The organism is Streptomyces sp. NPDC053673, assembly GCF_055585225.1.
This window is the reverse complement of record NZ_JBVJKN010000042.1, coordinates 15543-40179: the sequence shown is the minus strand read 5'-3', so window position 1 is coordinate 40179 and position 24637 is coordinate 15543. Positions and strand designations below refer to the sequence as shown.

Annotated in this window: 25 protein-coding genes; 14 read left to right on the top strand and 11 right to left on the bottom strand. The window is 70.4% G+C overall.

Features of this window, described 5'->3' with window-relative positions; genetic code table 11:
- The first annotated feature begins 3 nt into the window (after window positions 1–3).
- From deoC to ACZ6ZQ_RS34390, 3 genes are read left to right on the top strand one after another with little or no spacing between them, the layout of a single operon-like run.
- Window positions 4–951: a deoxyribose-phosphate aldolase gene (gene deoC / locus ACZ6ZQ_RS34400; RefSeq protein ID WP_469772452.1), complete on the top strand. Its 948-nt coding sequence runs from the start codon at window positions 4–6 to the stop codon at window positions 949–951.
- On the top strand, window positions 951–2387 hold the full coding sequence (locus ACZ6ZQ_RS34395; protein WP_469772451.1) for an aldehyde dehydrogenase family protein: 1437 nt from the start codon (window positions 951–953) through the stop codon (window positions 2385–2387). Before deoC ends, ACZ6ZQ_RS34395 begins: the two co-directional genes overlap by 1 nt.
- Window positions 2380–3270, top strand: coding sequence for an aldehyde dehydrogenase family protein (locus tag ACZ6ZQ_RS34390; protein WP_469772438.1), 891 nt, complete (start codon window positions 2380–2382; stop codon window positions 3268–3270). The genes ACZ6ZQ_RS34395 and ACZ6ZQ_RS34390 overlap by 8 nt, the downstream gene beginning before the upstream one ends.
- Window positions 3271–3331: 61 nt before the next feature.
- Here ACZ6ZQ_RS34390 and ACZ6ZQ_RS34385 read toward each other — a convergent pair whose 3' ends face one another.
- A complete protein-coding gene (locus ACZ6ZQ_RS34385; protein ID WP_469772437.1) occupies window positions 3332–3676 on the bottom strand; it encodes a hypothetical protein in 345 nt (114 codons plus the stop codon).
- A gap of 53 nt (window positions 3677–3729) precedes the next feature.
- Between ACZ6ZQ_RS34385 and ACZ6ZQ_RS34380 the strand changes: the two genes are divergently transcribed.
- The gene (locus ACZ6ZQ_RS34380; RefSeq protein WP_469772436.1) at window positions 3730–4437 is read left to right on the top strand and encodes a uridine kinase; all 708 of its coding nucleotides are present in this window, start codon (window positions 3730–3732) and stop codon (window positions 4435–4437) included.
- Between the two features lie 190 nt (window positions 4438–4627).
- On the opposite strand, the gene ACZ6ZQ_RS34375 is transcribed toward ACZ6ZQ_RS34380, so the two are convergent.
- Entirely contained in the window at window positions 4628–5347 is a 720-nt protein-coding gene (locus tag ACZ6ZQ_RS34375; protein WP_469772435.1) for a SigE family RNA polymerase sigma factor, read from the bottom strand.
- A 207-nt stretch (window positions 5348–5554) separates the two neighbouring features.
- Between ACZ6ZQ_RS34375 and afsQ1 the strand changes: the two genes are divergently transcribed.
- From afsQ1 to ACZ6ZQ_RS34350, 5 genes are all read left to right on the top strand, one after another.
- Complete coding sequence (afsQ1, locus tag ACZ6ZQ_RS34370; protein WP_338672405.1) at window positions 5555–6232, top strand: two-component system response regulator AfsQ1; 678 nt, start codon at window positions 5555–5557, stop codon at window positions 6230–6232.
- Complete coding sequence (locus ACZ6ZQ_RS34365) at window positions 6229–7767, top strand: ATP-binding protein (protein ID WP_469772434.1); 1539 nt, start codon at window positions 6229–6231, stop codon at window positions 7765–7767. The genes afsQ1 and ACZ6ZQ_RS34365 overlap by 4 nt, the downstream gene beginning before the upstream one ends.
- A 38-nt stretch (window positions 7768–7805) precedes the next feature.
- Window positions 7806–8486, top strand: a complete 681-nt coding sequence (locus tag ACZ6ZQ_RS34360; protein WP_469772450.1) for a hypothetical protein — start codon at window positions 7806–7808, stop codon at window positions 8484–8486.
- Between the two features lie 54 nt (window positions 8487–8540).
- Window positions 8541–9107 carry a VanZ family protein gene (locus ACZ6ZQ_RS34355; protein ID WP_469772433.1) on the top strand — a complete coding sequence of 189 codons (567 nt, stop codon included), beginning with the start codon at window positions 8541–8543 and terminating at the stop codon, window positions 9105–9107.
- A 91-nt stretch (window positions 9108–9198) separates the two neighbouring features.
- Entirely contained in the window at window positions 9199–9399 is a 201-nt protein-coding gene (locus ACZ6ZQ_RS34350; protein ID WP_453668235.1) for a PspC domain-containing protein, read from the top strand.
- Between the two features lie 190 nt (window positions 9400–9589).
- Here ACZ6ZQ_RS34350 and ACZ6ZQ_RS34345 read toward each other — a convergent pair whose 3' ends face one another.
- Window positions 9590–10777 carry an adenosine deaminase gene (locus ACZ6ZQ_RS34345; protein WP_469772432.1) on the bottom strand — a complete coding sequence of 396 codons (1188 nt, stop codon included), beginning with the start codon at window positions 10775–10777 and terminating at the stop codon, window positions 9590–9592.
- Window positions 10778–11069: 292 nt separating this feature from the next.
- On the opposite strand from ACZ6ZQ_RS34345, the gene ACZ6ZQ_RS34340 reads away from it, so the two are divergent.
- Window positions 11070–11750, top strand: a complete 681-nt coding sequence (locus ACZ6ZQ_RS34340; RefSeq protein WP_469772449.1) for an alpha/beta fold hydrolase — start codon at window positions 11070–11072, stop codon at window positions 11748–11750.
- Between the two features lie 331 nt (window positions 11751–12081).
- On the opposite strand, the gene ACZ6ZQ_RS34335 is transcribed toward ACZ6ZQ_RS34340, so the two are convergent.
- Window positions 12082–13035 carry a LysR family transcriptional regulator gene (locus ACZ6ZQ_RS34335; protein WP_469772431.1) on the bottom strand — a complete coding sequence of 318 codons (954 nt, stop codon included), beginning with the start codon at window positions 13033–13035 and terminating at the stop codon, window positions 12082–12084.
- 62 nt (window positions 13036–13097) lie between these two features.
- Here ACZ6ZQ_RS34335 and ACZ6ZQ_RS34330 point away from each other — a divergent pair, with 62 nt between their 5' ends.
- The 4 genes from ACZ6ZQ_RS34330 to ACZ6ZQ_RS34315 all read left to right on the top strand — a co-directional run bounded on the left by ACZ6ZQ_RS34330 (window position 13098) and on the right by ACZ6ZQ_RS34315 (window position 17102).
- On the top strand, window positions 13098–14378 hold the full coding sequence (locus ACZ6ZQ_RS34330) for an MFS transporter (RefSeq protein WP_469772430.1): 1281 nt from the start codon (window positions 13098–13100) through the stop codon (window positions 14376–14378).
- A 191-nt stretch (window positions 14379–14569) separates the two neighbouring features.
- Window positions 14570–15226 carry a L,D-transpeptidase family protein gene (locus ACZ6ZQ_RS34325; RefSeq protein WP_469772448.1) on the top strand — a complete coding sequence of 219 codons (657 nt, stop codon included), beginning with the start codon at window positions 14570–14572 and terminating at the stop codon, window positions 15224–15226.
- Between the two features lie 161 nt (window positions 15227–15387).
- A complete protein-coding gene (locus ACZ6ZQ_RS34320; protein ID WP_469772429.1) occupies window positions 15388–15921 on the top strand; it encodes an RNA-guided endonuclease TnpB family protein in 534 nt (177 codons plus the stop codon).
- A 182-nt stretch (window positions 15922–16103) separates the two neighbouring features.
- Window positions 16104–17102: a sigma-70 family RNA polymerase sigma factor gene (locus ACZ6ZQ_RS34315; RefSeq protein WP_469772428.1), complete on the top strand. Its 999-nt coding sequence runs from the start codon at window positions 16104–16106 to the stop codon at window positions 17100–17102.
- A 30-nt stretch (window positions 17103–17132) separates the two neighbouring features.
- On the opposite strand, the gene ACZ6ZQ_RS34310 is transcribed toward ACZ6ZQ_RS34315, so the two are convergent.
- The 7 genes from ACZ6ZQ_RS34310 to ACZ6ZQ_RS34280 form a co-directional block, all read right to left on the bottom strand.
- On the bottom strand, window positions 17133–17504 hold the full coding sequence (locus ACZ6ZQ_RS34310; protein ID WP_469772427.1) for an STAS domain-containing protein: 372 nt from the start codon (window positions 17502–17504) through the stop codon (window positions 17133–17135).
- A gap of 88 nt (window positions 17505–17592) precedes the next feature.
- Entirely contained in the window at window positions 17593–18870 is a 1278-nt protein-coding gene (locus tag ACZ6ZQ_RS34305; RefSeq protein ID WP_469772426.1) for a thymidine phosphorylase, read from the bottom strand.
- Window positions 18871–18942: 72 nt separating this feature from the next.
- Window positions 18943–19374 (bottom strand): cytidine deaminase, encoded by a 432-nt coding sequence (locus ACZ6ZQ_RS34300; RefSeq protein ID WP_469772425.1) that lies wholly within the window; start codon window positions 19372–19374, stop codon window positions 18943–18945.
- Window positions 19371–20642, bottom strand: a complete 1272-nt coding sequence (locus ACZ6ZQ_RS34295; protein ID WP_469772424.1) for an ABC transporter permease — start codon at window positions 20640–20642, stop codon at window positions 19371–19373. The genes ACZ6ZQ_RS34300 and ACZ6ZQ_RS34295 overlap by 4 nt, the downstream gene beginning before the upstream one ends.
- The gene (locus ACZ6ZQ_RS34290) at window positions 20639–21748 is read right to left on the bottom strand and encodes an ABC transporter permease (RefSeq protein ID WP_469772423.1); all 1110 of its coding nucleotides are present in this window, start codon (window positions 21746–21748) and stop codon (window positions 20639–20641) included. The genes ACZ6ZQ_RS34295 and ACZ6ZQ_RS34290 overlap by 4 nt, the downstream gene beginning before the upstream one ends.
- Window positions 21745–23328 (bottom strand): ABC transporter ATP-binding protein, encoded by a 1584-nt coding sequence (locus ACZ6ZQ_RS34285; RefSeq protein ID WP_469772447.1) that lies wholly within the window; start codon window positions 23326–23328, stop codon window positions 21745–21747. The genes ACZ6ZQ_RS34290 and ACZ6ZQ_RS34285 overlap by 4 nt, the downstream gene beginning before the upstream one ends.
- A gap of 215 nt (window positions 23329–23543) precedes the next feature.
- Window positions 23544–24590: a BMP family lipoprotein gene (locus ACZ6ZQ_RS34280; protein ID WP_469772422.1), complete on the bottom strand. Its 1047-nt coding sequence runs from the start codon at window positions 24588–24590 to the stop codon at window positions 23544–23546.
- Between the last annotated feature and the right edge of the window lie 47 nt (window positions 24591–24637).

Sequence of the window (24637 nt, the reverse complement as noted above, 5' to 3'; positions counted from 1 at the left end):
ACCATGCCCACCATTGCACCTGCATTCGCTGACGTGACCACGTCCGACAGCGCACTGCGCCGCTTCCTGCACGGGCTGCCCGGGGTCGACACTGTCGGCCTGGAAGCGCGCGCCGCGTCTCTCGGCACCCGCTCGATCAAGACGACGGCCAAGGCGTACGCCATCGACCTGGCCATCTCGATGATCGACCTGACGACGCTGGAAGGCGCGGACACCCCGGGCAAGGTCCGGGCGCTCGCCGCCAAGGCCGTCAATCCCGACCCGACCGACCGTACGTCCCCGCAGACGGCAGCCGTCTGTGTCTACCCCGACATGGTGGCCACCGCGAAGGCCGCCCTGGGCGGCGCCGACGTCAAGGTCGCCTCCGTCGCCACCGCCTTCCCGGCCGGCCGCGCCGCCCTCGACGTGAAGCTCGCGGACACCCGTGACGCCGTCGCCGCGGGCGCGGACGAGATCGACATGGTGATCGACCGCGGCGCCTTCCTGGCCGGCAAGTACCTGAAGGTGTTCGAGGAGATCCGCGCCGTGAAGGAGGCCGCGGGCGCGGCCCGCCTGAAGGTCATCTTCGAGACCGGCGAGCTCTCCACGTACGACAACATCCGCCGCGCTTCCTGGCTCGGCATGATCGCCGGGGCCGACTTCATCAAGACGTCGACCGGAAAGGTCGCGGTCAACGCCACGCCGGCGAACACCCTGCTCATGCTCGAAGCCGTCCGCGACTTCCGGGCGCAGACTGGAGTACAGGTGGGCGTGAAGCCCGCCGGCGGCATTCGCACCAGCAAGGACGCCATCAAGTTCCTGGTGCTGGTCAACGAGACCGCGGGCGCGGACTGGCTGGACAACCACTGGTTCCGCTTCGGCGCGTCCAGCCTGCTGAACGACCTGCTGATGCAGCGCCAGAAGCTGGCGACCGGCCGCTACTCCGGCCCCGACTACGTGACGGTGGACTGATCACGATGGTATTTGAATACGCACCCGCACCCGAGTCGCGGTCGGTCGTCGACATCGCCCCGTCGTACGGCCTCTTCATCGACGGCGAGTTCACCGACGCCGCCGACGGCAAGGTCTTCAAGACGGTCTCCCCGTCCACCGAGGAGGTCCTGTCCGAGGTCGCCCAGGCCGGCGCCGAGGATGTCGACCGGGCCGTGAAGGCCGCTCGCAAGGCCTTCGAGAAGTGGTCCGCGCTGCCGGGCTCCGAGCGCGCCAAGTACCTCTTCCGGATCGCCCGGATCATCCAGGAGCGCTCGCGCGAACTGGCCGTCCTGGAGACCCTGGACAACGGAAAGCCGATCAAGGAGACCCGCGACGCGGACCTCCCGCTGGTCGCGGCGCACTTCTTCTACTACGCGGGCTGGGCCGACAAGCTCGACCACGCGGGCTACGGTCCAAATCCGCGCCCGCTGGGCGTGGCCGGCCAGGTCATCCCGTGGAACTTCCCGCTGCTGATGCTGGCCTGGAAGATCGCCCCGGCGCTCGCCACCGGCAACACGGTGGTGCTGAAGCCGGCCGAGACGACCCCGCTGTCCGCGCTCTTCTTCGCGGACATCTGCCGGCAGGCAGGCCTGCCCAAGGGTGTCGTCAACATCGTCCCCGGTTACGGAGACGCAGGTGCGGCTCTCGTCGCCCACCCCGACGTCGACAAGGTCGCTTTCACCGGTTCCACCGCCGTGGGCAAAGAGATCGCTCGTACGGTCGCGGGCACGAAGAAGAAGCTCACCCTGGAGCTGGGCGGCAAGGGCGCCAACATCGTCTTCGACGACGCCCCCATCGACCAGGCCGTCGAGGGCATCGTCGGCGGCATCTTCTTCAACCAGGGCCAGGTCTGCTGCGCCGGTTCGCGTCTGCTGGTCCAGGAGTCGATCCAGGACGAGCTGCTCGACTCGCTCAAGCGCCGTCTGGCGACCCTGCGCCTCGGCGACCCGCTGGACAAGAACACCGACATCGGCGCGATCAACTCGGCCGAGCAGCTGGCCCGGATCACGGCCCTCGCCGAGACCGGCGAGGCCGAGGGCGCCGAGCGCTGGTCCACGCCGTGCGAGCTGCCCTCCTCCGGCTACTGGTTCGCCCCGACGCTGTTCACGAACGTCACGCAGGCACACACCATCGCCCGCGACGAGATCTTCGGCCCGGTGCTGTCGGTGCTGACGTTCCGTACGCCGGACGAGGCCGTCGCCAAGGCCAACAACAGCCAGTACGGCCTGTCGGCGGGCATCTGGACGGAGAAGGGCTCCCGCATCCTCGCGGTGGCGAACAAGCTCCGCGCGGGTGTGGTGTGGGCCAACACCTTCAACAAGTTCGACCCGACCTCGCCCTTCGGCGGTTACAAGGAGTCGGGCTTCGGCCGCGAGGGCGGCCGCCACGGTCTGGAGGCCTACCTCGATGTCTGAGTCGACGCGTCTGTCCGTCTTCAAGACCTACAAGCTGTACGTCGGGGGCAAGTTCCCCCGGAGTGAGAGCGGCCGGGTGTACGAGGTGACCGATTCAAAGGGCAACTGGCTGGCCAACGCCCCGCTGGCGTCCCGCAAGGACGCCCGTGACGCGGTCGTCGCGGCCCGCAAGGCGTTCGGCGCCTGGTCGGGAGCGACGGCGTACAACCGCGGCCAGATTCTCTACCGCATCGCCGAGATGCTGGAGGGCCGCAGGGGCCAGTTCGTCCGCGAGGTCGCCGAGGCCGAAGGGCTGTCCAAGTCCAAGGCCGGTGCGGTCGTCGACGCCGCGATCGACCGCTGGGTCTGGTACGCGGGCTGGACCGACAAGATCGGCCAGATCGTGGGCGGGGCGAACCCGGTCGCCGGCCCGTTCTTCAACCTGTCCACGCCCGAACCGACCGGTGTGGTCACGGTCCTGGCCCCGCAGGAGTCGTCGTTCCTGGGCCTGGTCTCCGTGATCGCCCCGGCGATCGCGACCGGCAACACGGTCGTGCTGATCGCCAGTGAGAAGGCCCCGCTGCCCGCGCTGTCGCTCGGCGAGGTGCTGGCCACGTCCGACCTCCCCGGCGGCGTCGTCAACATCCTGTCCGGCCGCACGGCCGAGATCGCGGCTCCGCTCGCCGCCCACCAGGACGTCAACGCGATCGACCTGACGGGCGCCGACGAGCAGCTCGCCAAGGAGCTGGAGGTCGCGGCCGCTGACAACCTCAAGCGGGTGCTGCGCCCGCGCGCCGAGGACTGGTCGGCGGACCCGGGCACGCACCGGATGACCGCGTTCCTGGAGACGAAGACGGTCTGGCACCCGACGGGTTCGCTGGGCGCGTCCGGCTCCGCGTACTGATGTGCGCCGACGGGCCCGCGGGGAGCTCCCCGCGGGCCCGTCGCCATTGTGGTGGGCCCGCTCACCCCGGGATGACGCCGCCCAGCAGCGGACCGGCGGCCGGGACGTCCTGCGCGGTCGCCAGAGAGCCGGTGAGTGACCGCGAGTCGACCGGCTGGAAGTCGGCGACCTGGGTGCCGACGCCGTTGTTCAGCGGATCCACCCCCGTGTTCGCGAGCGGATTCAGCGGAATGTGCTGGACCGGCGCGCTCACGTAGCCGACCGTGTCCGCCAGGGCCTGCGCGGACGCCGCCGGTTCGACGTCGCCCACCGACGCCGCCTGGGCCGCGCCGGCCCCACCGCCGAGTGCCGCGCCCACCGCCGTGAGGGTGAGACCGGCCGCCCTGAGCAATTTGTGACGTGCCATGAGAATCCTGTCTGACGAGTAACCGGGAAAGCACGCAGCGTAGTTCTCATGTGATGCTGGATACCAACCGGACCTCCCGGGGGTCCCCTGCACGGGTCAATGCCTCACACTGGTGTCCCGTGAGTTCCCAACCCCTGCCGACACGCGTCGTCCTGCTCGCCGGGCCCTCCGGCTCCGGCAAGTCGTCCCTCGCCGCTCGCTCCGGCCTCCCGGTGCTGCGCCTCGACGACTTCTACAAGGAGGGCGACGACCCCACCCTCCCGCTGATCCCGGACAGCGCGGACATCGACTGGGACTCCCCCGGCTCCTGGGACGCCGACGCCGCGGTCGCGGCCGTCACGGAGCTGTGCCGCACGGGACGGACGACCGTACCCGTGTACGACATCGCCACCAGCTCCCGGACGGGCCGGGAAACCATCGACATCGACCGCACTCCGCTGTTCGTCGCCGAAGGCATCTTCGCCGCCGACATCGTGAGCCGCTGCCAGGAGCTCGGCGTGCTCGCCGACGCACTGTGCCTGCGCGGCCGCCCCTCGACCACCTTCCGCCGCCGGTTCCTCCGTGATCTGCGCGAAGGCCGGAAGTCCGTCGCCTTCCTGGTGCGGCGCGGCTGGCGCCTGATGCGCGCCGAGCGCGGCATCGTGGCCCGTCAGGCAGCCCTCGGCGCCCACCCCTGCGGCAAGGACGAGGCGCTCGGCCGGCTCGCGGCCGCGGCGGCGGGCCGCTGCCGCCGGATGCCCGCGACGAGCGAAGCGGCGTAGCGGGTACGCGGGGGTGCCACACACCCCCGCGACGGCGGGACGGCCCCGGGGCTCTCGGTCCCGGGCGCGGGCTCGGACCCGGACGTGAAGCGGGGCCGGACAAGCCCCCCCCGGTCTTGTCCGGCCCCGCTTCGTATCCCCCCGTGGATCCCCCGTGATCCCCGTTCCCCCCGTGGTCCCCCCGCCGCCTTCAGGCCACCAGCTGGCCGAAGGACTCTTCCTCGTCACAGCCGAAGCTGAGGGCCTCGTCCTCACGCAGCCGGCGGAGCGACCGCCAGATGCTCGACTTCACCGTGCCGACACTGATGTCCAGGATCTCCGCGATCTCCGGATCCGTACGACCCTCGTAGTAGCGCAGCACCAGCATGGTGCGCTGGGGCTCCGGCAGCCGGGCGAGGGCCTGCCACAGCACCGCCCGCAGCTCCGTGCCGCGCATCGCGTCCGTGTCGCCCACCGTCTCCGGGAGCTCCTCGGTCGGGTACTCGTCGATCTTGCGCCGGCGCCAGGCGCTGATGTGCAGATTCGTCATGGTGCGGCGCAGATAGCCGCCGACCGCCGCCTTGTCGCTGATCCGGTCCCAGGCCCGGTACGTCGAGAACAGCGCGCTCTGCAGCAGGTCCTCCGCCTCGTACCGGTCACCGGTCAGGTGGTACGCGGTCGCGTACAGCGAGGCGCGGCGCTCCTGCACGTAGGCGGTGAACGCCGCTTCGGCGTCCGCGGCCTCGGAGTGTTCGCTGTGCTCACCCTCGGTCTTCGCGTCAACGACCGTCATGTACGACGGCTTGTGCTGACGCCCGGCGCCGCGAACGCACCCCCGCCCGTTCACGGCGCCGGACTTCTCGGTGTTCCGCACGACGTCGTGGAGACGCGTGACAACTGCGCTTGAGGTGGTGCTGTGCAGTGCGTTCATCTCGCGCCTCCCGCCGATTGGAGTTGTGCTTCGGTCCCTGTGCAGAAAGAGCTTGCCGAGGGGACTTCACACCGGTGTCCGCCGACTGTCACAGGCCTGTCACAGGGGTGGGGAGAGAGACGGGAAGAGGGGCGGAGAGAGGGAGGAGTCGAGCCGGACGGCACCGACTGTCGAACTCCCAGGGCCCCATGGGCCAGAATGGCCTCTGTGCCTTTCCTGTTGCTGATCGAGGACGACGACGCCATCCGCACGGCCCTCGAACTCTCGCTGTCACGCCAGGGCCACCGTGTGGCCACCGCGGCGACGGGCGAGGACGGCCTGAAACTGCTCCGTGAGCAGCGGCCGGATCTGATCGTGCTGGATGTGATGCTGCCCGGCATCGACGGTTTCGAGGTGTGCCGGCGGATCAGGCGCACCGACCAGCTGCCGATCATTCTGCTGACCGCGCGCAGCGACGACATCGACGTCGTCGTCGGCCTGGAGTCCGGGGCCGACGACTATGTCGTCAAGCCGGTGCAGGGGCGCGTGCTGGATGCCCGGATCCGGGCGGTGCTGCGGCGGGGTGAGCGTGAGTCCACGGACTCGGCGGCCTTCGGCTCACTGGTGATCGACCGCTCCGCGATGACGGTCACCAAGAACGGCGAGGATCTGCAGCTCACGCCGACGGAGCTGCGTCTCCTGCTGGAGCTGAGCCGCCGTCCCGGCCAGGCCCTGTCGCGCCAGCAGCTGCTCCGCCTGGTGTGGGAACACGACTACCTGGGTGACTCGCGTCTCGTGGACGCGTGCGTGCAGCGGCTGCGGGCGAAGGTGGAGGACGTACCGTCCTCGCCGACGCTGATCCGCACGGTCAGAGGAGTGGGCTACAGACTGGACGCTCCTCAGTGAGTGATGCTGCGAAGACGAGCGCCGCAAAGCGGGTGATACTCGCCGGACTTGGCTGGACCAGCCTCCGACTGCGGCTTGTCGTCGTGTTCGGCATGGTCGCGCTGACCGCCGCCGTGTCCGCTTCGGGGATCGCGTACTGGCTGAACCGCGAGGCCGTGCTGACGCGCACGCAGGACGCGGCGCTCGGCGACTTCCGGCGGGAGATGCAGAACCGGGCCGCGTCCATGCCGGCGCGCCCGACGGAGAGCGAACTGCAGACGACCGCGGAGCAGATGGCGAGCGGCAACGCCGGCTACAGCGTGCTGCTGCTCGGCGAGCGGGCGGCGGGCAAGCCGATCGTCGGGGCGTCCGACCCGGACACGTTCACGCTCGACGACGTACCGGCGTCGCTGCGGGACGCGGTGAGCGAGCGGCAGCATCTGTTCTGGGTGCGTACCACGCGCGGCAACACGCCCTACCTGGTGGGCGGTACGAGAGTCGCGGGCGGCGGGCCGACGGGGTACATGTTCAAGTCCCTCGACCAGGAGCGGCAGGATCTGAACTCGCTCGCCTGGTCGCTGGGGATCGCCACGGCCCTGGCGCTCCTCGGCTCGGCGCTGCTCGCGCAGGCCGCCGCGAGGACCGTACTCAAGCCCGTGCAGCGCCTGGGTCAGGCGGCCCGGCAGCTCGGCGAGGGCCAGCTGGACACGCGGCTGCAGGTCTCCGGCACGGATGAGCTGGCCGAGCTGTCACGGACCTTCAACAACGCGGCGGAGTCGCTGGAGAAGAAGGTCGCGGACATGCGCGCGCGGGAGGAGTCCAGCCGCCGGTTCGTCGCCGACATGTCGCACGAGCTGCGTACGCCGCTGACCGCGCTGACCGCCGTGACGGAGGTCCTGGAGGACGAGCAGGAGAGCCTCGACCCGATGATCGCGCCCGCCGTGGCGCTGGTGGTGAGCGAGACCCGGCGCCTCAACGACCTGGTGGAGAACCTGATGGAGGTGACCCGCTTCGACGCGGGTACGGCGCGGCTCGTCCTCGACGACGTCGATGTCGCCGACCAGGTCACCGCCTGTATCGACGCCAGGGCCTGGCTGGACGCGGTCGAGCTGGACGCGGAGCGCGGCATCATGGCCCGCCTCGATCCGCGCCGCCTCGACGTCATACTGGCGAACCTCATCGGCAACGCGCTGAAGCACGGCGGCTCGCCGGTGCGGGTGGCCGTGCGGATGGAGGGCGAGGAGCTGGTCATCGAGGTACGGGACCACGGGCCCGGTATCCCCGAGGACGTCCTGCCGCACGTCTTCGACCGCTTCTACAAGGCGAGCGCCTCGCGGCCGCGGTCCGAGGGCAGCGGCCTGGGGCTGTCGATCGCGATGGAGAACGCGCTGATCCACGGCGGCGGGATCTCGGCGGCGAATTCCACGGACGGCGACGGCGGTGCGGTGTTCGTCCTGCGGCTGCCCCGGGACGCGTCGGACATCACCCCGGACGCTCGCGGCCGGGGCGGCCGGGGGCAGGACGACGAGCGGGGAGAGGCAGGCGACGCGCAGTGACCGTACGGAACGGGCAGGCGCACCGGGCGCCCCTGGGCATGGCCGGGGGCCCGGTCGTGGCAGGCGGGCCGGCCGTGGCACGCGACCGGGGTTCCGCCGCGTCGCGGATCCGTCGCACGGCTCTGGCGCTCGTGGGTGCGGTCACGGTCGCGGCCGCCGCCGCGGGCTGCGGGATCCGGACGACCACGGTGCCGGTCGACGCCGGGCCGGCGCCGTCGCGGGTGCCGTGCACGCTGTCCGGCAAGGAGACGGCCACCCAGACGCAGCCGCAGGTGCCGGTGCGGGTGTATCTGGTGTGCGCGTCGGCGCTGCAGGCGGTGGACCGTACGGTCACGATCGCCGAGGAGAAGGCCGGCACCCGGGTGCGGGTCGCTCAGGCGCTCCTCGGGGAGCTGCTGGAGGAGCCGTCGCAGACCGAGCGGGAGGCCGGGTTCACCACGCTTGTGCGGGGCCCGCTGACCGTCTCACCGCCGCGTGAGAGCGATCCTGAGGGCACGCTGCGGCTGAGCCGCCAGCCCGAGGATCTGCCGTCGGCGGCGCTGGCGCAGATCGTGTGCACCTTCGCGGAGAGCGAGGCGGCGGCCGCGGGCGGGTCGGTGATCCTGGGCGGCCCCGGGGAGTACGCGCCGCACGGTTACCGCTGCACCCGGACGGCCAAAGAACGCCCCGACACGGCGCTGCCGACGGTGGGCCCGCTGCCGTCTCCGAGCCCTTCCTGACACCCTCCGGCATCCGGCGGAACCGATGCTGCCGGTCAACGCGTCTTGGGGGGCGTGCAGCGTCAAGGTTCGGGCGGCAGTGCCGCCATCCACTTCCGCGTGGCGGGGGCCGTCCTCCTCCTCGCACATCTGGCACTCGTGGGGTGGCTGACGCTCCGCCCGTTGGATGTGCCGTGGGTGACGGCTGCGAATCTGGAGCCGCTGGCGGGCATCAGAGCGGATCTGGCGCTGGGCCCGGTGCAGGCGGCCCGCCGTATCGGTGAGGGACTCCTCCTGCTGGCTCCCATCGGCATACTGCTGCCGATGGCGAGCGGCCGGCTCACTGTCGCCCCGTGGGCCTCGCTGACCCGTACGGTCGCGGCGGGGGCGCTGCTGTCACTCGGCATCGAACTGCTGCAGACCGGGGTGCCGGGGCAGGTCGTCGACGTGGACTCGCTGCTGCTGAACACGGCGGGCGTGGCGCTGGCCCATCTCGCGGTCGTCCCTGCGGGCCGTGCCCGGCTGCGGCGCAGGCGCGGCGGGAGGTCTGCACGTCCCAGGAAGGAGCGGGGACCCCTGCTCCGGGATGAGGCGCCTCAGGGGCCGACCCCGACGATTCCCAGGGTCGGGATCGCCCCGTAGAGCGACGCTTTGCCCCGTTGCCCCGGGCGAGTATGGAGTCATCGGGAGCCCGGTGGAGCGGCTCCCCAGGACGCTCGTGAAGGAGCCCTCCATGGCCGCACTTGCCCGCCCCCGTGACGGACGCATGATCGGCGGAGTGTGCGCAGCGCTGGCACGGCGCTTCGGCACCTCCGCGACCACGATGCGCGTGATCTTCCTGGTGTCGTGTCTGCTGCCCGGCCCGCAGTTCCTGCTCTACCTGGCGCTGTGGCTGCTGCTGCCGGAGGAGAAGACCGCGTCGACCGCCTGGTGACGGCGCGCGAACAGCGCAGAGGGGCGCACACCCGATTCCGGGTGTGCGCCCCTTCCTTTCGTGCATCCCGCACGGGCGTCACACGGGGAAGGGCAGGCCCGCGAAGCGCGCCCTCCGCCCCGCAATCGATCAGGGATCCGGGGAACGGGACCGGGAGTTGACGCTCCCGGCCACTTCCACGACCCCCTGCTCACCCCTCGTCGGGCGCGGATCCCCTGGTCGTGGCGGTCTGCTGGAACAGCCATTCGGATTTCAGCTCGGCATAGCCCGGCTTGATCACGTCATTGATCATCGCAAGGCGTTCATCGAAAGGAATGAACGCGGACTTCATCGCATTGACCGTGAACCACTGCATGTCGTCGAGCGTGTAGCCGAACGCCTCGGTGAGCAGCTCGAACTCACGGCTCATGCTCGTGTTGCTCATCAGCCGGTTGTCGGTGTTGACGGTGGTCCGGAAGTGCAGCCGGCGCAGCAGTCCGATGGGGTGCTCCTCGTACGAGGAAGCCGCGCCCGTCTGCAGATTGGACGTCGGGCACATCTCCAGGGGAATGCGCTTGTCGCGTACGTACGCGGCGAGGCGCCCGAGTTTGACCGTGCCGTCGTCCGCGACCTCGATGTCGTCGATGATGCGCACGCCGTGGCCGAGCCGGTCGGCGCCGCACCACTGGAGGGCCTGCCAGATCGACGGCAGGCCGAAGGCCTCTCCCGCGTGAATCGTGAAGTGGTTGTTCTCCCGCTTCAGGAACTCGAACGCGTCGAGGTGGCGGGTGGGCGGGAAGCCCGCCTCGGCACCCGCGATGTCGAAGCCGACGACGCCCGAGTCCCGGTAGCGGTTGGCGAGTTCGGCGATCTCCAGGGCGCGGGCGGCGTGCCGCATCGCGGTGAGCATGGCGCCGACGCGGATGCGGTGACCGCTCTCGCGGGCCCGGCGCTCGCCTTCGCGGAAGCCGTCGTTGACGGCCTCGACGACCTCTTCGAGGGTCAGGCCCGCTTCGAGGTGCTGCTCGGGCGCGTACCGCACCTCGGCGTAGACGACACCGTCCTCGGCGAGGTCCTCGGCGCATTCGACGGCCACGCGCTTCAGGGCCTCGCGGGTCTGCATGACGGCGCAGGTGTGCGCGAACGTTTCCAGGTATCGCTCCAACGAGCCGGAGTCGGCGGCCTCGTGGAACCAGATGCCGAGCTTGTCGGGCTCGGCCTCGGGGAGTGCGTCGTAGCCCGTCTCGCGGGCGAGCTCGATGATCGTGCCGGGGCGCAGCCCGCCGTCGAGGTGATCGTGGAGGAGCACCTTCGGGGCACGGCGGATCTGGTCCACGGTCGGCCCCTCGGGTCCGGGGGCGGCTCTCCGGGAAGACACATGGGTGGTCTGGCTCGTCATTTTCGCACTCTAGTCCCTACGCGCGTAGAGGGCATCTGCACGAACCGCCCGTCGATACGTAACAGTGACCGTGCGGACGGGTGGAGTACACCCGCACTTCTGAGACTGTTCTGCCATGGCACACCACGCACTGTTCCAGCGGTGGGGGCGTACGGCCGGCGCGGCCGGACCGGCGGGCACCCGGGTGGAGGCGAACGCGTCGCGAGGGGAGCGGCAGGAGATGCCTACGGCACTGGCCAGGCTCGGCCGCGCGGTCCGGCCGGCGGGCGGGCACGGTGGCGCCGTGAGCGGCGTGGTGCTGCTGCTGCCGGACGGCGAGCCGGAGTCGGCCCGCGGACCGTCCACGGTGTCGCACGCCGCGACGCTGCCCCTGGCGCGTTCGCTGGCCCGGGCGGGACGCCGGGACGGTCTCGTCGCACACGTCGTGCGCTACCGCGGACGCGGCTGGAACGGCCCGGACGCGCGCCTCGCGGCCGACGCGTCCTGGGCGGCGGACGAAGCGGGGCGGCGGTACGGCGATGTCCCGGTGTGTCTGGCCGGGCACGGCATGGGCGGCCGCGCCGCGCTGCACGCCGCCGGGCACGGCGCCGTCAACTCCGTACTCGCGCTGGCCCCTTGGCTGCCGGAGGACGATGTCGCGGCGCAACCCGAACCGGTGAAACAGCTCGCCGGGCGTCAGGTCCTGATCGTCCACGGCACGAACGACGCCAGGACCGACCCGGAGCTGTCGTACCGGCTGGCCGAGCGCGCGAAGAAGTCCAACCGTGACACATGCCGCTTCGAGGTCCATTCGGACGGCCACTCCCTGCGCCAGTACCAGGAAGAAGTCCTGGCCCTGGCCGCCGACTTCGTCCTCGGCTCGCTCTTTTCCCGCGCATACGCCCGCCCGGTCGCGGACGCGCTGGCGGCGCCACCGCCGCTGGGACTGCGGATGCCGCTGGCAGCGGGCTTCGGAAGAGCGATGCGGCACTGAGGATTCGGGGGCTCCGCCCCCGCACCCCCGAGCCCGATCACTCCGCGCCTCGGTCACCGGCGGGGCTCGGTACGCGCCGGGTCCCGTCGGCGCAGCCCGGGTGTCCGTCCTCAATCTCCTCCAGAGCTTCGCCCCGGGGGCGCCCCAACGGGCTCCGAAGAAGCCCCGGCGGCGGTTGAGGCGCGGGCTTCGTCGGAGCCCCGGGAATCAGCCCGTCCGCGATTGAGGACACGGCCGAAGGCCGTACGGGGTCCGGGCCCTGCCCCCCACGCGGCGGAGCCGCAGATCGACACAGCCGGGGAGGGGCAGGAAGGAGCCCACCGCAGGCGCCTCAGTCCGGCAGCAGATTCCCCCGCCGTGACAGCAGGAACTTCTTGAAGGCCGTCACCGGCGCCGTGTCCGGATGGCCGTCGAGCCAGGCGACGCCGATCTCGCGCACCGCGCGCGGCGCGGTCACCGTCAGTTCGACGACCCCCGGACGGGGTACGGCGGGCGGCGGCAGCAGGGCGACGCCGAGGCCCGCGGCGACGAGGCCCCGCAGCGTCTCGGCCTCCTCACCCTCGAAGGCGACGCGCGGGGAGAAGCCGGCTTCGGCGCACAGGGCGTCGGTGATGCGGCGCAGGCCGTAGCCGGGTTCGAGGGTCACGAAGGTCTCGTCGGCGGCCTCGGCGAGACGGACGCGCTTGCGCGTGGCGAGGCGGTGGTCGTCGGGGACCACGAGTCGCAGCCGCTGTTCGTCGAGGCGGCGGGCGACCAGATCGGGGGCGTCGGGGACCGGCGAGGTGAGACACAGGTCGAGTTCGCCGGCGCGGAGTCGCTCGATCATCGCCTCGCCGTAGTTCTGGACGAGTGTGAAGCGGACCCGGGGATGGTCGACGCGGAAGGCGCGGATGAGCTCGGGCACGGTCTCGGAGCCCATCGTGTGCAGAAAGCCGAAGGCGACCTTGCCCGCGGACGGGTCGGCGTCGGCCCGTACCGACTCCGCGGCCCGTTCGACCTCGGCGAGGGCCCGCTCGACGGAGGTGAGGAACGTACGGCCCGCCGCCGTCAGCGACACCGTGCGGCCCTTGCGGGTGAACAGTGCCACGCCCAGGTCCTGTTCGAGGCGGACCATCGCGCGCGAGAGCGTCGACTGGGGAACGGCGAGCTCCTGCGCGGCCCGGGTCACATGCTCGTGGCGGGCGACACCCGCGAAGTACGCGAGGCGCGGCGCAAGCAGCAGAGGCATGTCTTCTTCGTAACTGTTCAGTGACACGCGAGCCTGTGAGCTGTAGTCATGCGCCATGGGAACGATTAAAGCCGTTCCATGCATTGGACGCATCAGGAAGGGGTGCCTACCTTCGAGGTATGCCTTCCGCCAGTACCGGGGCGCCCACCACCGTGGGTGCCCTCACCTCGTCGTCCCGTCAGCTCGCCCCCGGCCTCCCCGGTTACCGCCGCATGAGCTTCGCGCTCTTCGCCGCGGGCGTCGCGACCTTCGCTCTCCTCTACTCGACCCAGGCCCTGCTGCCCGCCGTCTCCGCCGAGTTCGGCGCGACCGCGAGCGCGGCCAGCTGGACGGTCTCCGCGGCGACCGCCGCCCTGGCCCTGTGCGTGCTCCCGCTGAGCGCGCTGTCCGAGCGGTTCGGGCGGGTACGGCTGATGACGGTGTCGCTCACGGTCGCGGCCGTGGTCGGAATGCTGGTGCCGGTCGCGCCGAACCTGGAGTGGCTGGTCGCGCTGCGCGCGGTGCAGGGCGCCGCACTGGCCGGGATCCCGGCCTCCGCGATGGCGTTCCTCGCGGAGGAGGTACGGCCGAAGGCGCTCATCGCCGCGATCGGTCTGTTCGTGGCGGGCAACAGCATCGGCGGCATGAGCGGCCGGATCGTGACCGGCTGGGTCGCCCAGCTGTGGGGCTGGCGGGCGGCGCTCGCCGCGGTCGGCCTGATGGCCGTCGTGTGCGCGGTCGCCTTCCGGGTGCTGGTGCCGAAGGCACGTCACTTCGTTCCGGGTTCGCTGGATCCGCGCGAGCTGGCGAAGACCGTCCGCGGTCACCTCTCCGACCCGCTGCTGATGCGGCTGTACGGGATCGGCGCGCTCTTCATGACCGTGTTCGGCGCGGTCTACACGGTGATCGGGTACCGGCTGGTGGAGGCACCCTTCAGCCTCCCCCAGGGCGTGGTCGGCTCGATCTTCCTCGTCTACCTGGTCGGCACGGTCTCGTCCGCGGCGGCCGGGAAGCTGGTCGGCCGCCTCGGGCGGCGCGGCGCACTGTATCTCGCGGTCGGGACGACGACGGCGGGCCTGCTGTTCTCCCTCGCGGACTCGCTGGCCTCGGTCCTGCTCGGTCTGGTGCTGATCACGGCGGGCTTCTTCGCCGGCCACGCGGTCGCCTCCTCCTCGGTGAGCCGCACAGCGAAGACCGGCCGGGCGCAGGCCTCCGCGCTGTACCAGTCGGCTTACTACCTGGGCAGCAGCGCGGGCGGCACGCTCGGCGCGATCGCCTTCCACTCCGGCGGCTGGGCGGGCACGGTCCTGCTGGGGCTGCTGGCGGTGCTCGGGGTCGTGTCGATCACCCTGTACGGGTCGTACGCGGCCCGTGCGCAGGAGCGCCGGCTGGTGCTCACCGTGGCGGCCGCGCGCCACTGAGGCTCCTGGGGCGGCTGTGGCGATCTCCCCGCGAAACTGTGCAGATCCGTGCCCTCCCGCCTACAACCGCCACTCCCCCGTACGCGTCCAAAGTGCAGAGCAACCGCACTGCGCGTACTGGGGAGTTGGTGACCGTGGATCGTGCAAGACACACAAGGAACGTACGGAGACGGGGCGGCGTAGCCCTCGGCATCACCGGTCTGGTGGTGCCCCTGGCCCTCGCACTCGGCGCCGCCCCCGCACAGGCGGCGTCCTGCACGACGGCGACGGGGCCGTACCAGAAGCAGGTCGAGAAGTTCATGGGCCGCCCGGTCGACGGGCGGCAGTCGCCCGCCGACTGCAAGGCGATCCAGACGTTCCAGCGCTGGCACGGGATCACCCCGACGATCGGCTACGCCGGGCCGGTCACCTGGCGCACGATGAGCACGATCCTGGCCCAGCGCGCGGCGGGCACCAACCCGAACCGGGCGGGTACGTGTCCGACCAACAGGGGCCGTATCGCGTGTGTCGACCTGACCAGGCAGCTCAGCTGGATCCAGGACGGCGCGCGGCTGAAGTACGGGCCGGTGCCGGTACGGACCGGGCGGGACGGCGCGGAGACCCGTACCGGCTCGAAGAAGATCTACTACCGCAGCGTCAACCACTGGTCGACGATCTACCGGGTGTGGATGCCGTACTCGCAGTTCTTCGACCGCGGGATCGCCTTCCACTCGGTCACCAAGTCGATGTACAACCCGCCGGGCTCCGGGGGCTGCGTCAATATGCGTCCGGCGGACGCGAAGGCCTACTGGAACCTGCTCAGGAACGGGGAGGACGTCTTCGTCTACGGGCGCAAGCCCGGAACCTGAGCCCGTTGTCAGCTGCGGGTTCTTAGGAACCCCAGGCCTTCAGGCCGGGGTGCAATCGCATCCTGTGTAGCGCGGAGCGCCGCAGCATCGCGCCGGAATGCTCACTCCCGGGGTGATGTCACTCGCGCGGGTGACATGTTGACACGTGGCTGTACGGATAGGTGCGCGCGCGTAGCGTGGTAGCTCGTGAAGCTGGTCGTGCAGGTGAAGCTGCTGCCCACGCCCGAGCAGGCCGTGGCGCTGGAAGCCGTCGGCTGAGGAAGCGTGTCCGCCGCGAGGCCCGGCACGCCAGCCACATCGATCACAAGATCAGCAAGGAGATCGTGGCCGTCGCAGAACGCACCGGTCGTGGCATCGCACTGGAAGAACTGAGTGGGATACGCGACCGGGTCCGGCTCTCCAGCGACCAGCGGGCGCGCCTCTCCTCCTGGCCGTTCCACCAACTCGGCACGTTCATCGCCTACAAGGCCCGCCGCACAGGGGTTCAGGTAATCGAGGTGGACCCGGCCCATACCTCGCAGCGCTGCCCACGCTGCGGGCACACCGAGCGGGGCAACCGCCCCACCCGGGACCACTTCCTCTGTCGTCGATGCGGCCTCGCTGGGCCCGCCGACCACGTCGCCGGGATCAACGTGCGCAACCGCGCCCGCCCGGCGTGGGTGCTCGTCAACGCACCCGTACCAGACCTGGCATAACCAGGTCCGGTAGATGCGACCCGTGACCGCCCTGTCGTAAGGGGCAGTCGGGAGCGCGACAAGGTGTGAACGACCGAGTCAGCAAGCTCGGTCGTTTACGGCCGAGAGGTTGACTCCCCTCCTGTAGCGTTCAAATGGCGGTGCCGAAGGGCTGGTGCGGATGGGCGACAGGGGTGGACCCGATGAGTGATCTGGCTACGACGCAGGACCTCGAATCCCGGCTGGAGGGCTTCCGCAGGGAGCTCACCGGCTACTGCTACCGCATGCTGGGCTCGGCCTTCGAGGCGGAGGACGCCGTCCAGGACACGATGGTGCGGGCCTGGCGGAGCATCGAGAAGTTCGAGGGGAGATCGTCGCTGCGCTCGTGGCTGTACCGCATCGCGACGAACGTCTGCCTGGACATGCTGAACGCGGGCAATCGCCGGGCCCGGCCGATGGATCTGAGCGCCGCCACCCCGGTCGCCCAGGCCCAGCTCAACGCCCGTCCGGAGATCACCTGGCTGGAGCCGGTTCCGGACGGGCGGGTGCTGCCGTCGGTGGCCGACCCGGCCGATACGACGGTCGAGCGGGAGTCGATCCGGCTGGCGTTCGTCGCCGCGCTGCAGCATCTGCCGCCCAAGCAGCGCGCCGTGCTGATCCTGCGCGAGGTGCTGGCGTGGAAGGCCGCGGAGGTCGCCGAGCTGCTGGGCACGTCGGTCGCCTCGGTCAACAGTGCGCTGCAGCGCGCCCGCGCCACCCTCGCCGAGTCCGGGCCCGCGGCATCGGACCCTGCGGACCCGCTCGACGAGGAGCAGCAGAAGCTGCTGGAGCGCTATGTCGCCGCCTTCGAGGAGTACGACATGAAGGCGCTCACCGCGCTGCTCCACGAGGACGCGACGATGTCCATGCCGCCGTACGACCTGTGGCTGCGCGGCCACGACGACATCGTGGGCTGGATGCTCGGCGTCGGCGAGGTCTGCCGCGGCTCGAAGCTGGTCCCGACCGTGGCGAACGGCTCACCGGCGTTCGCGCACTACCACCCGAGCCAGAGCGGCGAGGGATTCGAGCCGTGGGCGCTCATCGTCCTGGAGATCGCGGACGGCCGGATCAGCGGAATGGACTTCTTCCTGGACACCAAGCGCTGGTTCCCGCTCTTCGAGCTGCCGCAGCGGCTCGGCCCGGAGGGCGCCGCAGAGGCCTGAGCCGGGGCAGGGCCGCCCGTCCGCCGCCGGTCAGCGGGCCCGGTCGAGCGCCGACGGCCGGGCCGGGTCAGGGTCGGGGCCGCCCCGGCCCCCGTCCGGGGGCCGGTCGGGGTCGGCGTCCGGGTCGTCGTCGGTGAGCCCGAGGAAATCGAGGAGCGCGAGGAGCTCGGGACGGGCGTTCCTCAGCCGTACGGTCCTACCGAGGCGCCGGGCGGTGAGCCGCAGCCGGGCAACGGCATTGACGGCGCCGAGATCGGCGGTGGTCAGTCCGCCGACGTCGCAGATCACCTCACCGCCGCCGGCGTCGGCGTCGGTGATCCGCGCCTCCAGCCGGGTGCACAGCAGTGGCACATCGGCCGGGGTGACCCGGCCGATGAGTTCGAGAACGATCGGCTGCCGCATGCTGTCCACATGGAACAGACCGTGAGCACGCCGAGAACTCATCGGCGTGCTCGCGGCCGCATGCACAAAGCCGCCGCTGCGGTCCGTGTCAGGCGATGCGGTCCAGAACGATCGGGTTCGAGGTGAACGCCGAGCCCGTCGTGGCGATGTCGTACGCCCCCTCAAGGGACTTGACGGCGTACTCGAACTTCTCCGGGGTGTCCGTGTGCAGGGTCAGCAGACGCTGGCCCGCGGTCACCGGCTCGCCGGGCTTGGCGTGGATCTCGATGCCGGCGCCCGCCTGGACCGGGTCCTCCTTGCGGGCGCGGCCCGCGCCGAGGCGCCAGGCGGCCACACCGACGTCATAGGCGTCGAGGCGGGTGAGCACGCCCGTGGACGGGGCGGTGATCACATGCTGCTCGCGGGCGACGGGGAGCTCGGCGTCCGGGTCTCCGCCCTGCGCGGCGATCATGCGGCGCCAGACGTCCATGGCGGAGCCGTCGGCGAGCGCCTTCGCGGGGTCGGCGTCCTTGATGCCCGCCGCGGCGAGCATCTCCTGGGCCAGCGCCACGGTGAGGTCGATGACGTCCTGGGGGCCGCCGCCCGCCAGGACCTCGACGGACTCACGGACCTCCAGGGCGTTGCCCGCGGTGAGGCCGAGCGGGGTGGACATGTCGGTGAGCAGGGCCACGGTCTTCACCCCGTGGTCGGTGCCGAGACCCACCATGGTGGAGGCGAGCTCGCGGGCGTCCTCGATGTTCTTCATGAAGGCGCCGGAGCCGACCTTCACGTCCAGCACCAGCGAGCCCGTACCCTCGGCGATCTTCTTCGACATGATCGAGGAAGCGATCAGCGGGATCGCCTCGACCGTGCCGGTGACGTCCCGGAGGGCGTAGAGCTTCTTGTCGGCCGGGGCCAGCCCGTCGCCGGCCGCGCAGATGACGGCGCCGGTCGTGTCGAGGACGTTCAGCATCTCCGCGTTGGACAGCAGCGCACGCCAGCCGGGGATGGACTCCAGCTTGTCCAGCGTGCCGCCGGTGTGGCCGAGACCCCGGCCGCTCAGCTGCGGCACAGCCGCGCCACAGGCGGCCACGAGCGGCGCCAGCGGCAGCGTGATCTTGTCGCCGACGCCACCGGTGGAGTGCTTGTCGGCGGTCGGGCGGGACAGCGAGGAGAAGTCCATGCGCTCGCCGGAGGCGATCATCGCGGCGGTCCAGCGGGCGATCTCCGCACGGTTCATGCCGTTGATCAGGATCGCCATCGCCAGCGCCGACATCTGCTCGTCGGCGACCTCGCCACGGGTGTACGCGTCGATGACCCAGTCGATCTGCTCGTCGCTGAGCCGGCCACGGTCCCGCTTGGTGCGGATGACGGAGATGGCGTCCATGTCTTTCCGGGTTCCTTCCAGGTACGAAAAATGGGGCGGCCCCTCCGCCGGGGGAGCGGAGGGGCCGCGGGTCTAGCCGAGCTTGTCCGGGCCGAGCTTCTCCGGGCCGAAGGCCAGGGGAAGCATGTCGGAGAGCAGCAGGATCCCCGCCGCCGTCTCCAGCCGCAGGCCGGGCCCACCGAACTCGTAGAGCAGCTGACGGCAGCGTCCGCACGGCATCAGGACGTCGCCGTTCCCGTCCACGCACGTGAAGTGCGTGAGCCGGCCGCCGCCGGTGGCCTGCAGCTGCGAGACCAGCCCGCACTCGGCGCACAGCGAGAGCCCGTACGATGCGTTCTCGACGTTGCAGCCGCTGACCGTGCGGCCGTCGTCGACGAGGGCCGCCGCGCCGACCGGGTAGCCCGAGTACGGGGCGTACGCGTGCGACATCGCGTCCCGCGCCGCGGCCCGCAGGGCCTCCCAGACGGCGGTGTCGGCGGCCGGTTCGCCGGAGCCGGAGGTCACTTGCCCTGGCCCTTCTTGTACGGCAGGCCGTCCGCCTTGGGCATCCGCAGCCGTTGTGCCGACAGAGCGAGGACCAGCAGCGTCGTGACGTACGGCGCGGCGTCCACGAACTGGCTCGGCAGCGTGGTGGTCAGCGAGTACCAGGCGAACAGCAGGGCGGACACGCCCAGGCAGATACCGGCCTGCCAGTGCTTCTTCTTGTAGAGCTGCCAGGCGAACGCGAGCACCAGCAGGATCGCCAGCAGCAGGAGCATGGCGTGGACGTTCTCGGCGCCACCGCGCAGCTTGAGGCTGTCGGTGAAGCCGAAGAGCCCGGCGCCGAGCGCGAGTCCGCCGGGCATCCAGTTACCGAAGATCATCGCGGCGAGACCGATGTAGCCGCGGCCGCCGGTCTGGCCCTCCTGGTAGATGCCCGTGGAGACGATGGCCAGGAAGGCACCGCCGAGACCGGCCATCGCACCGGAGACGATCACCGCGATGTACTTGTACTTGTAGACGTTGACGCCGAGCGACTCGGCGGCGACGGGGTTCTCACCGCAGGACCGCAGCCGCAGACCGAAGGCCGTGCGCCACAGGACCCACCAGGTCGCGGGGACGAGCAGGATCGCGATGACGGTCAGCACGGACAGGTTGGTGACGAGGCCGCCGAGCACGCCCGCGAGGTCGGAGACGAAGAACCAGTGCTTGGCCTGCAGGTCGGCGAGCCCGCCCGACAGACCCGGGATGGTGATGTCGGTGATCTGGTCGATGCGCGGGGACTGCTTGGAGGAGCCGCCCTCGGCCTCGGCGAAGGTGAAGTCCGACAGATAACGGGTGACGCCGACGGCGAGGATGTTGACGGCCACACCGGAGACGATGTGGTTGACGTTGAACGTCACCGTCATGATCGCGTGCAGCAGGCCGCCGATCGCGCCGCCGACGATGCCCAGCAGGACACCGGTCCACGGGCCCCACTGGTAGCCCGCCCAGGCACCGAACCAGGTACCCAGGATCATCATGCCCTCGAGACCGATGTTGACCACACCGGCCCGCTCGGCCCACAGACCGCCGAGACCGGCGAGGCCGATCGGCACGGCCAGCTGGAGGGCGCCGGAGACCTGCCCGACGGAGGTGAGGTCGTTGGCGCCGCTGATCACACGCACCAGCGAGAACAGCGCGAGGCCGCCGGCGATCATCAGCATGATCACGGGCAGTGACAGCTTGCGGCGTCCGCCGCCCTTCTTCGGCGCGGTCGCCGCGGCCGAAACAGTGCTCGTGGACTCGCTCACAGGACGGCCCCTTCCTTGTTCTTGCGGGCCTGGGCGGCAAGCTCCTCGCCGACCTTCTGCTGCTGGCGGCGGAGCCCGTACTGGCGGACGAGTTCGTACGACACGACGACAGCGATCACGATCAGGCCCTGCATGATGATGGCGATCTCCTTCGGGTACCCCGCGATGCCGAGGCCTTCGGCGGTCTTCTCCAGGAAGGAGATGAGCAGGGCGGCGAAGAAGATGCCGACGGGGCTGTTACGGCCCAGCAGGGCGATGGTGATGGCCGTGAAGCCGACACCGACAGGGAAACTCAGGCTGTAGGTGTGGGTCTGGCCCAGCAGCATCGGCATGCCCGAGAGACCGGCGACCGCGCCGGAGATCAGCATGGCGGTCATGACCATCTTCTTGGCACTGACACCGCTCGCCTGGGCGGCGGACTGGCTGGCGCCGGTGGCCCGCAGGTCGAAGCCGAAGCGGGTGCGGTTGAGCACGAACCAGTAGACGATGCCGAGCCCGAAGGCGACGAAGGTGAAGCCGTAGATGCTGCCGCCTTCGAGCTCCAGACCGGGGAACCAGCCGGACTCGGCGATCACACCGGTGGTCAGGTCGTTGGAGCCCTTCGGCTGCACGCCGAAGTTGGCGGGCAGGATCATCCACGCGATCATGCTGGTCGCGATCGCGTTCAGCATGATCGTGGAGACGACCTCGCTCACCCCGCGGGTGGTCTTCAGGATGCCCGCGATACCGGCCCAGATCGCGCCCACGGCCATGGCCACGAACACGATCAGCAGGATGTGCAGCGGACCGGGAAGCTCGACCGCGGCACCGACGACGGCCGAGAGCATGACCGCGAGGCGGTACTGGCCGTCGACGCCGATGTTGAACAGGTTCATCCGGAAGCCGATGGCAACGGCGAGCGCGGCGAGGTAGTAGATGCCGGTCTGGTTGATGATGAGCACCTGGACGTCGGTGAACTCGACCTGCTCGACCATCAGCGTGTACGGCTCGAACGGGCTGAGGCCCGAGAGAACCAGCACCACCGTGGTGAGCAGGAAGGCGACGATCAGGGCGAGCGCCGGGCCGGCGATGCCCAGGAGCAGCCGGTCCTTGTCGAACTTCTTCATCGGCCCTCACCGTTCCCAGGGTGCTCGTTGTGCTCAAGGTGGCCGGTGGCGGCGCCGGTCATGGCCGAGCCCAGCTCCTCCGGGGTGATCGTGGCGGGGTCGGCGTCCGCGACCAGCCGGCCGCGGTACATGACCCGCAGGGTGTCGGAGAGCCCGATGAGCTCGTCCAGGTCGGCCGAGATCAGCAGCACCGCCAGGCCCTCCCGGCGTGCCTCGCGGATCTGGTCCCAGATCTGCGACTGCGCGCCGACGTCCACACCGCGGGTGGGGTGGGCGGCGATGAGCAGCTTGGGCGCGTGGCTCATCTCGCGGCCGACGATCAGCTTCTGCTGGTTGCCGCCGGAGAGGGAGGCCGCGGTGACCTCGATGCCGGGGGTGCGCACGTCGTACTCGCGGACGATGCGCTCGGTGTCCCGGCGGGCGGCCTTGAGGTCGAGCAGGCCGCGCTTGCTGTTGGGCCGCTCGGTGACATGGCCGAGGATGCGGTTCTCCCAGAGCGGGGACTCCAGGAGCAGACCGTGCCGGTGGCGGTCCTCGGGGATGTAGCCGATGCCGTCCTCGCGACGCTTGCGGGTCGGCGCGTGCGAGATGTCGGTGCCGTCGAGGGTGATCACACCGCCGTCCGGGTCCCGCATGCCCATCAGGGCCTCGATGAGCTCGGTCTGGCCGTTGCCCTCGACGCCCGCGATGCCCATGACCTCACCCTTGTGGATGGTGAAGGTGATGCCGTCGAGGACCTCGCGGACGACGCCGTCGGGGTCGGTCGCGGTCAGCCGCAGCTTGTCGACGTCGAGCATCGGCACGTCGGTGACCGTCGACTCGCGGGTCTCCGGCGAGGGCAGCTCGCTGCCGACCATGAGCTCGGCGAGCTGCTTCGGCGTGGTGGTGCGCGGGTCGGCGGTGCCCACCGTCGTACCGCGCCGGATGACCGTGATGTCGTCGGCGACCGACAGCACTTCGCCCAGCTTGTGGGAGATGAAGATGACGGTGAGGCCCTCGGCCTTGAGCTCGCGCAGGTTGTCGAAGAGCGCGTCGACCTCCTGCGGGACCAGCACGGCGGTCGGCTCGTCGAGGATCAGCGTGCGGGCGCCCCGGTAGAGGACCTTGAGGATCTCCACGCGCTGGCGGTCGGCGACGCCGAGCTGCTCGACCAGGGCGTCCGGGCGGACGTTCAGCCCGTACGCGTCCGAGATCTCCTTGATCTTGTTCCTGGCCTTGGCGCCGATGCCGTACAGCTTCTCGCCGCCGAGCACGACGTTTTCCAGCACGGTGAGGTTGTCGGCCAGCATGAAGTGCTGGTGGACCATGCCGATGCCGGTCGCGATGGCGTCTGCCGGGCTGTGGAAGCTGACCTGGTTGCCATCGATGGTGATGGTGCCCTCGTCCGGCTTCTGCATGCCGTAGAGGATCTTCATCAGGGTCGACTTGCCTGCCCCGTTCTCACCGACGAGGGCATGGACCGTGCCCTTGCGGATGGTGATGTCGATGTCGTGGTTGGCGACGACGCCGGGGAAGCGCTTGGTGATGCCGCGCAGTTCTACGGCAGCAGCCGGCGGCGATGACGGACTGGACGCGTTGATGACGCACTCTCCTTGGCGGGAAAGGAGCGAGAAGACAGACGTGAGGGCGGGCTGTCGCGGGCAGGGGGTGGGGCGAAGTTATCGCGCCGGAGGGGGTTCTACGCGCGTAGCGATGTCGAAGAACAAAAACCGATGGCCGAAACCCGGTCCGGGGTCCGGAGGGGCGGTTGCGCACCGCTCCTCCGGCCCCGTGGACCGTCGGTTCCGCCGCTCGGTTACGGAGCGAGCTTGACCTTGATCTTACCGGCGATGATGTCGGCCTTGGCCTTCTCGACCGCCGCGACGACGTCGGTCATCTTGGTGTAGGCCGGGTTGGAGGTGGCCAGGCCCACACCGTTCTTGTCCAGGCCGTAGCGGATCTCACCGGACTGCGGCTTGCCGTCCTTGACCGACTTGATCAGGTTGTAGACCGCGCCCGTGACGTCCTTGGTCACCGAGGTGAGGATGGACTCCTTGTAGGCCGTGAGACCCTTCTGGTTGTACTGGTCCGAGTCGACGCCGATGGCCCACTTCTTGGCCTTGGCGGCGGCCTCGATCGAGCCCGAGCCGGCGAGACCGGCGGCGGCGTAGATCACGTCGGCGCCCGCGTCGATCTGCCCCTGCGCGGCGGCCTTGCCCAGGTCCGGCTTGGAGAAGCCACCGAAGTCCGGCGGCTGGGTCAGGTACTGGACCTTGACGTTGACGTTCTTGTTGGTGTCCTTGACGCCCTGGACGAAGCCCGCCTCGAACTTCTTGATCAGCGGGGTCTCGACGCCGCCGATGAAGCCGACGGTCTTGGACTTCGTCACCTTGGCGGCGGCGACACCGGCCAGGTAGGAGCCCTGCTCTTCGTTGAAGACCAGGTTGGCGATGTTCTTGCCGGTCTTGGAGGTGTCGTCGATGAGGCCGAAGGTGGTGTTCGGGAACTTCGGCGCGACCTCGGCGATGGCCGGGGCGTAGGCGAAGCCGACACCGATCACCGGGTTGTTGCCGGCACGGGCGAGCGAGGTCAGGCGCTGGACCTTGTCCGGGTCGCCCTCGCCCTCGCTGGGCTCGGCCTCGGTGCCGTTGACATCGAGGTCCTTCTTGGCCTTCTCCAGGCCGGCGTAGGCGGCGTCGTTGAACGACTGGTCGCCACGGCCACCGATGTCGTAGGCGAGGGCGGCCTTGGTGCCGCTGTCCGAGCCAGCCTCGGACGACTTCTTGCCGCCACACGCGGTGGCGGACAGTGCGAGAGCCGCGGACGCGATGCCCACGGTGGCGATCCTGGTGATCCGGCGCACGGAGGGGCTCCTTTAAACCTGACCGAAAGCGCCACTTCCGGCGCTGG

What these genes read in the sequence shown, in the direction of transcription:
- deoC (WP_469772452.1), top strand. Translation starts at nt 4, where the DNA reads ATGCCCACCATTGCACCTGCATTCGCTGACGTGACCACGTCCGACAGC.
- ACZ6ZQ_RS34390 (WP_469772438.1), top strand. Translation starts at nt 2,380, where the DNA reads ATGTCTGAGTCGACGCGTCTGTCCGTCTTCAAGACCTACAAGCTGTAC.
- ACZ6ZQ_RS34385 (WP_469772437.1), bottom strand. Translation starts at nt 3,676, where the DNA reads ATGGCACGTCACAAATTGCTCAGGGCGGCCGGTCTCACCCTCACGGCG.
- ACZ6ZQ_RS34380 (WP_469772436.1), top strand. Translation starts at nt 3,730, where the DNA reads ATGCTGGATACCAACCGGACCTCCCGGGGGTCCCCTGCACGGGTCAAT.
- ACZ6ZQ_RS34375 (WP_469772435.1), bottom strand. Translation starts at nt 5,347, where the DNA reads ATGAACGCACTGCACAGCACCACCTCAAGCGCAGTTGTCACGCGTCTC.
- ACZ6ZQ_RS34360 (WP_469772450.1), top strand. Translation starts at nt 7,806, where the DNA reads ATGGCCGGGGGCCCGGTCGTGGCAGGCGGGCCGGCCGTGGCACGCGAC.
- ACZ6ZQ_RS34350 (WP_453668235.1), top strand. Translation starts at nt 9,199, where the DNA reads ATGGCCGCACTTGCCCGCCCCCGTGACGGACGCATGATCGGCGGAGTG.
- ACZ6ZQ_RS34345 (WP_469772432.1), bottom strand. Translation starts at nt 10,777, where the DNA reads ATGACGAGCCAGACCACCCATGTGTCTTCCCGGAGAGCCGCCCCCGGA.
- ACZ6ZQ_RS34335 (WP_469772431.1), bottom strand. Translation starts at nt 13,035, where the DNA reads ATGGCGCATGACTACAGCTCACAGGCTCGCGTGTCACTGAACAGTTAC.
- ACZ6ZQ_RS34330 (WP_469772430.1), top strand. Translation starts at nt 13,098, where the DNA reads ATGCCTTCCGCCAGTACCGGGGCGCCCACCACCGTGGGTGCCCTCACC.
- ACZ6ZQ_RS34315 (WP_469772428.1), top strand. Translation starts at nt 16,104, where the DNA reads ATGAGTGATCTGGCTACGACGCAGGACCTCGAATCCCGGCTGGAGGGC.
- ACZ6ZQ_RS34310 (WP_469772427.1), bottom strand. Translation starts at nt 17,504, where the DNA reads ATGCGGCAGCCGATCGTTCTCGAACTCATCGGCCGGGTCACCCCGGCC.
- ACZ6ZQ_RS34305 (WP_469772426.1), bottom strand. Translation starts at nt 18,870, where the DNA reads ATGGACGCCATCTCCGTCATCCGCACCAAGCGGGACCGTGGCCGGCTC.
- ACZ6ZQ_RS34290 (WP_469772423.1), bottom strand. Translation starts at nt 21,748, where the DNA reads ATGAAGAAGTTCGACAAGGACCGGCTGCTCCTGGGCATCGCCGGCCCG.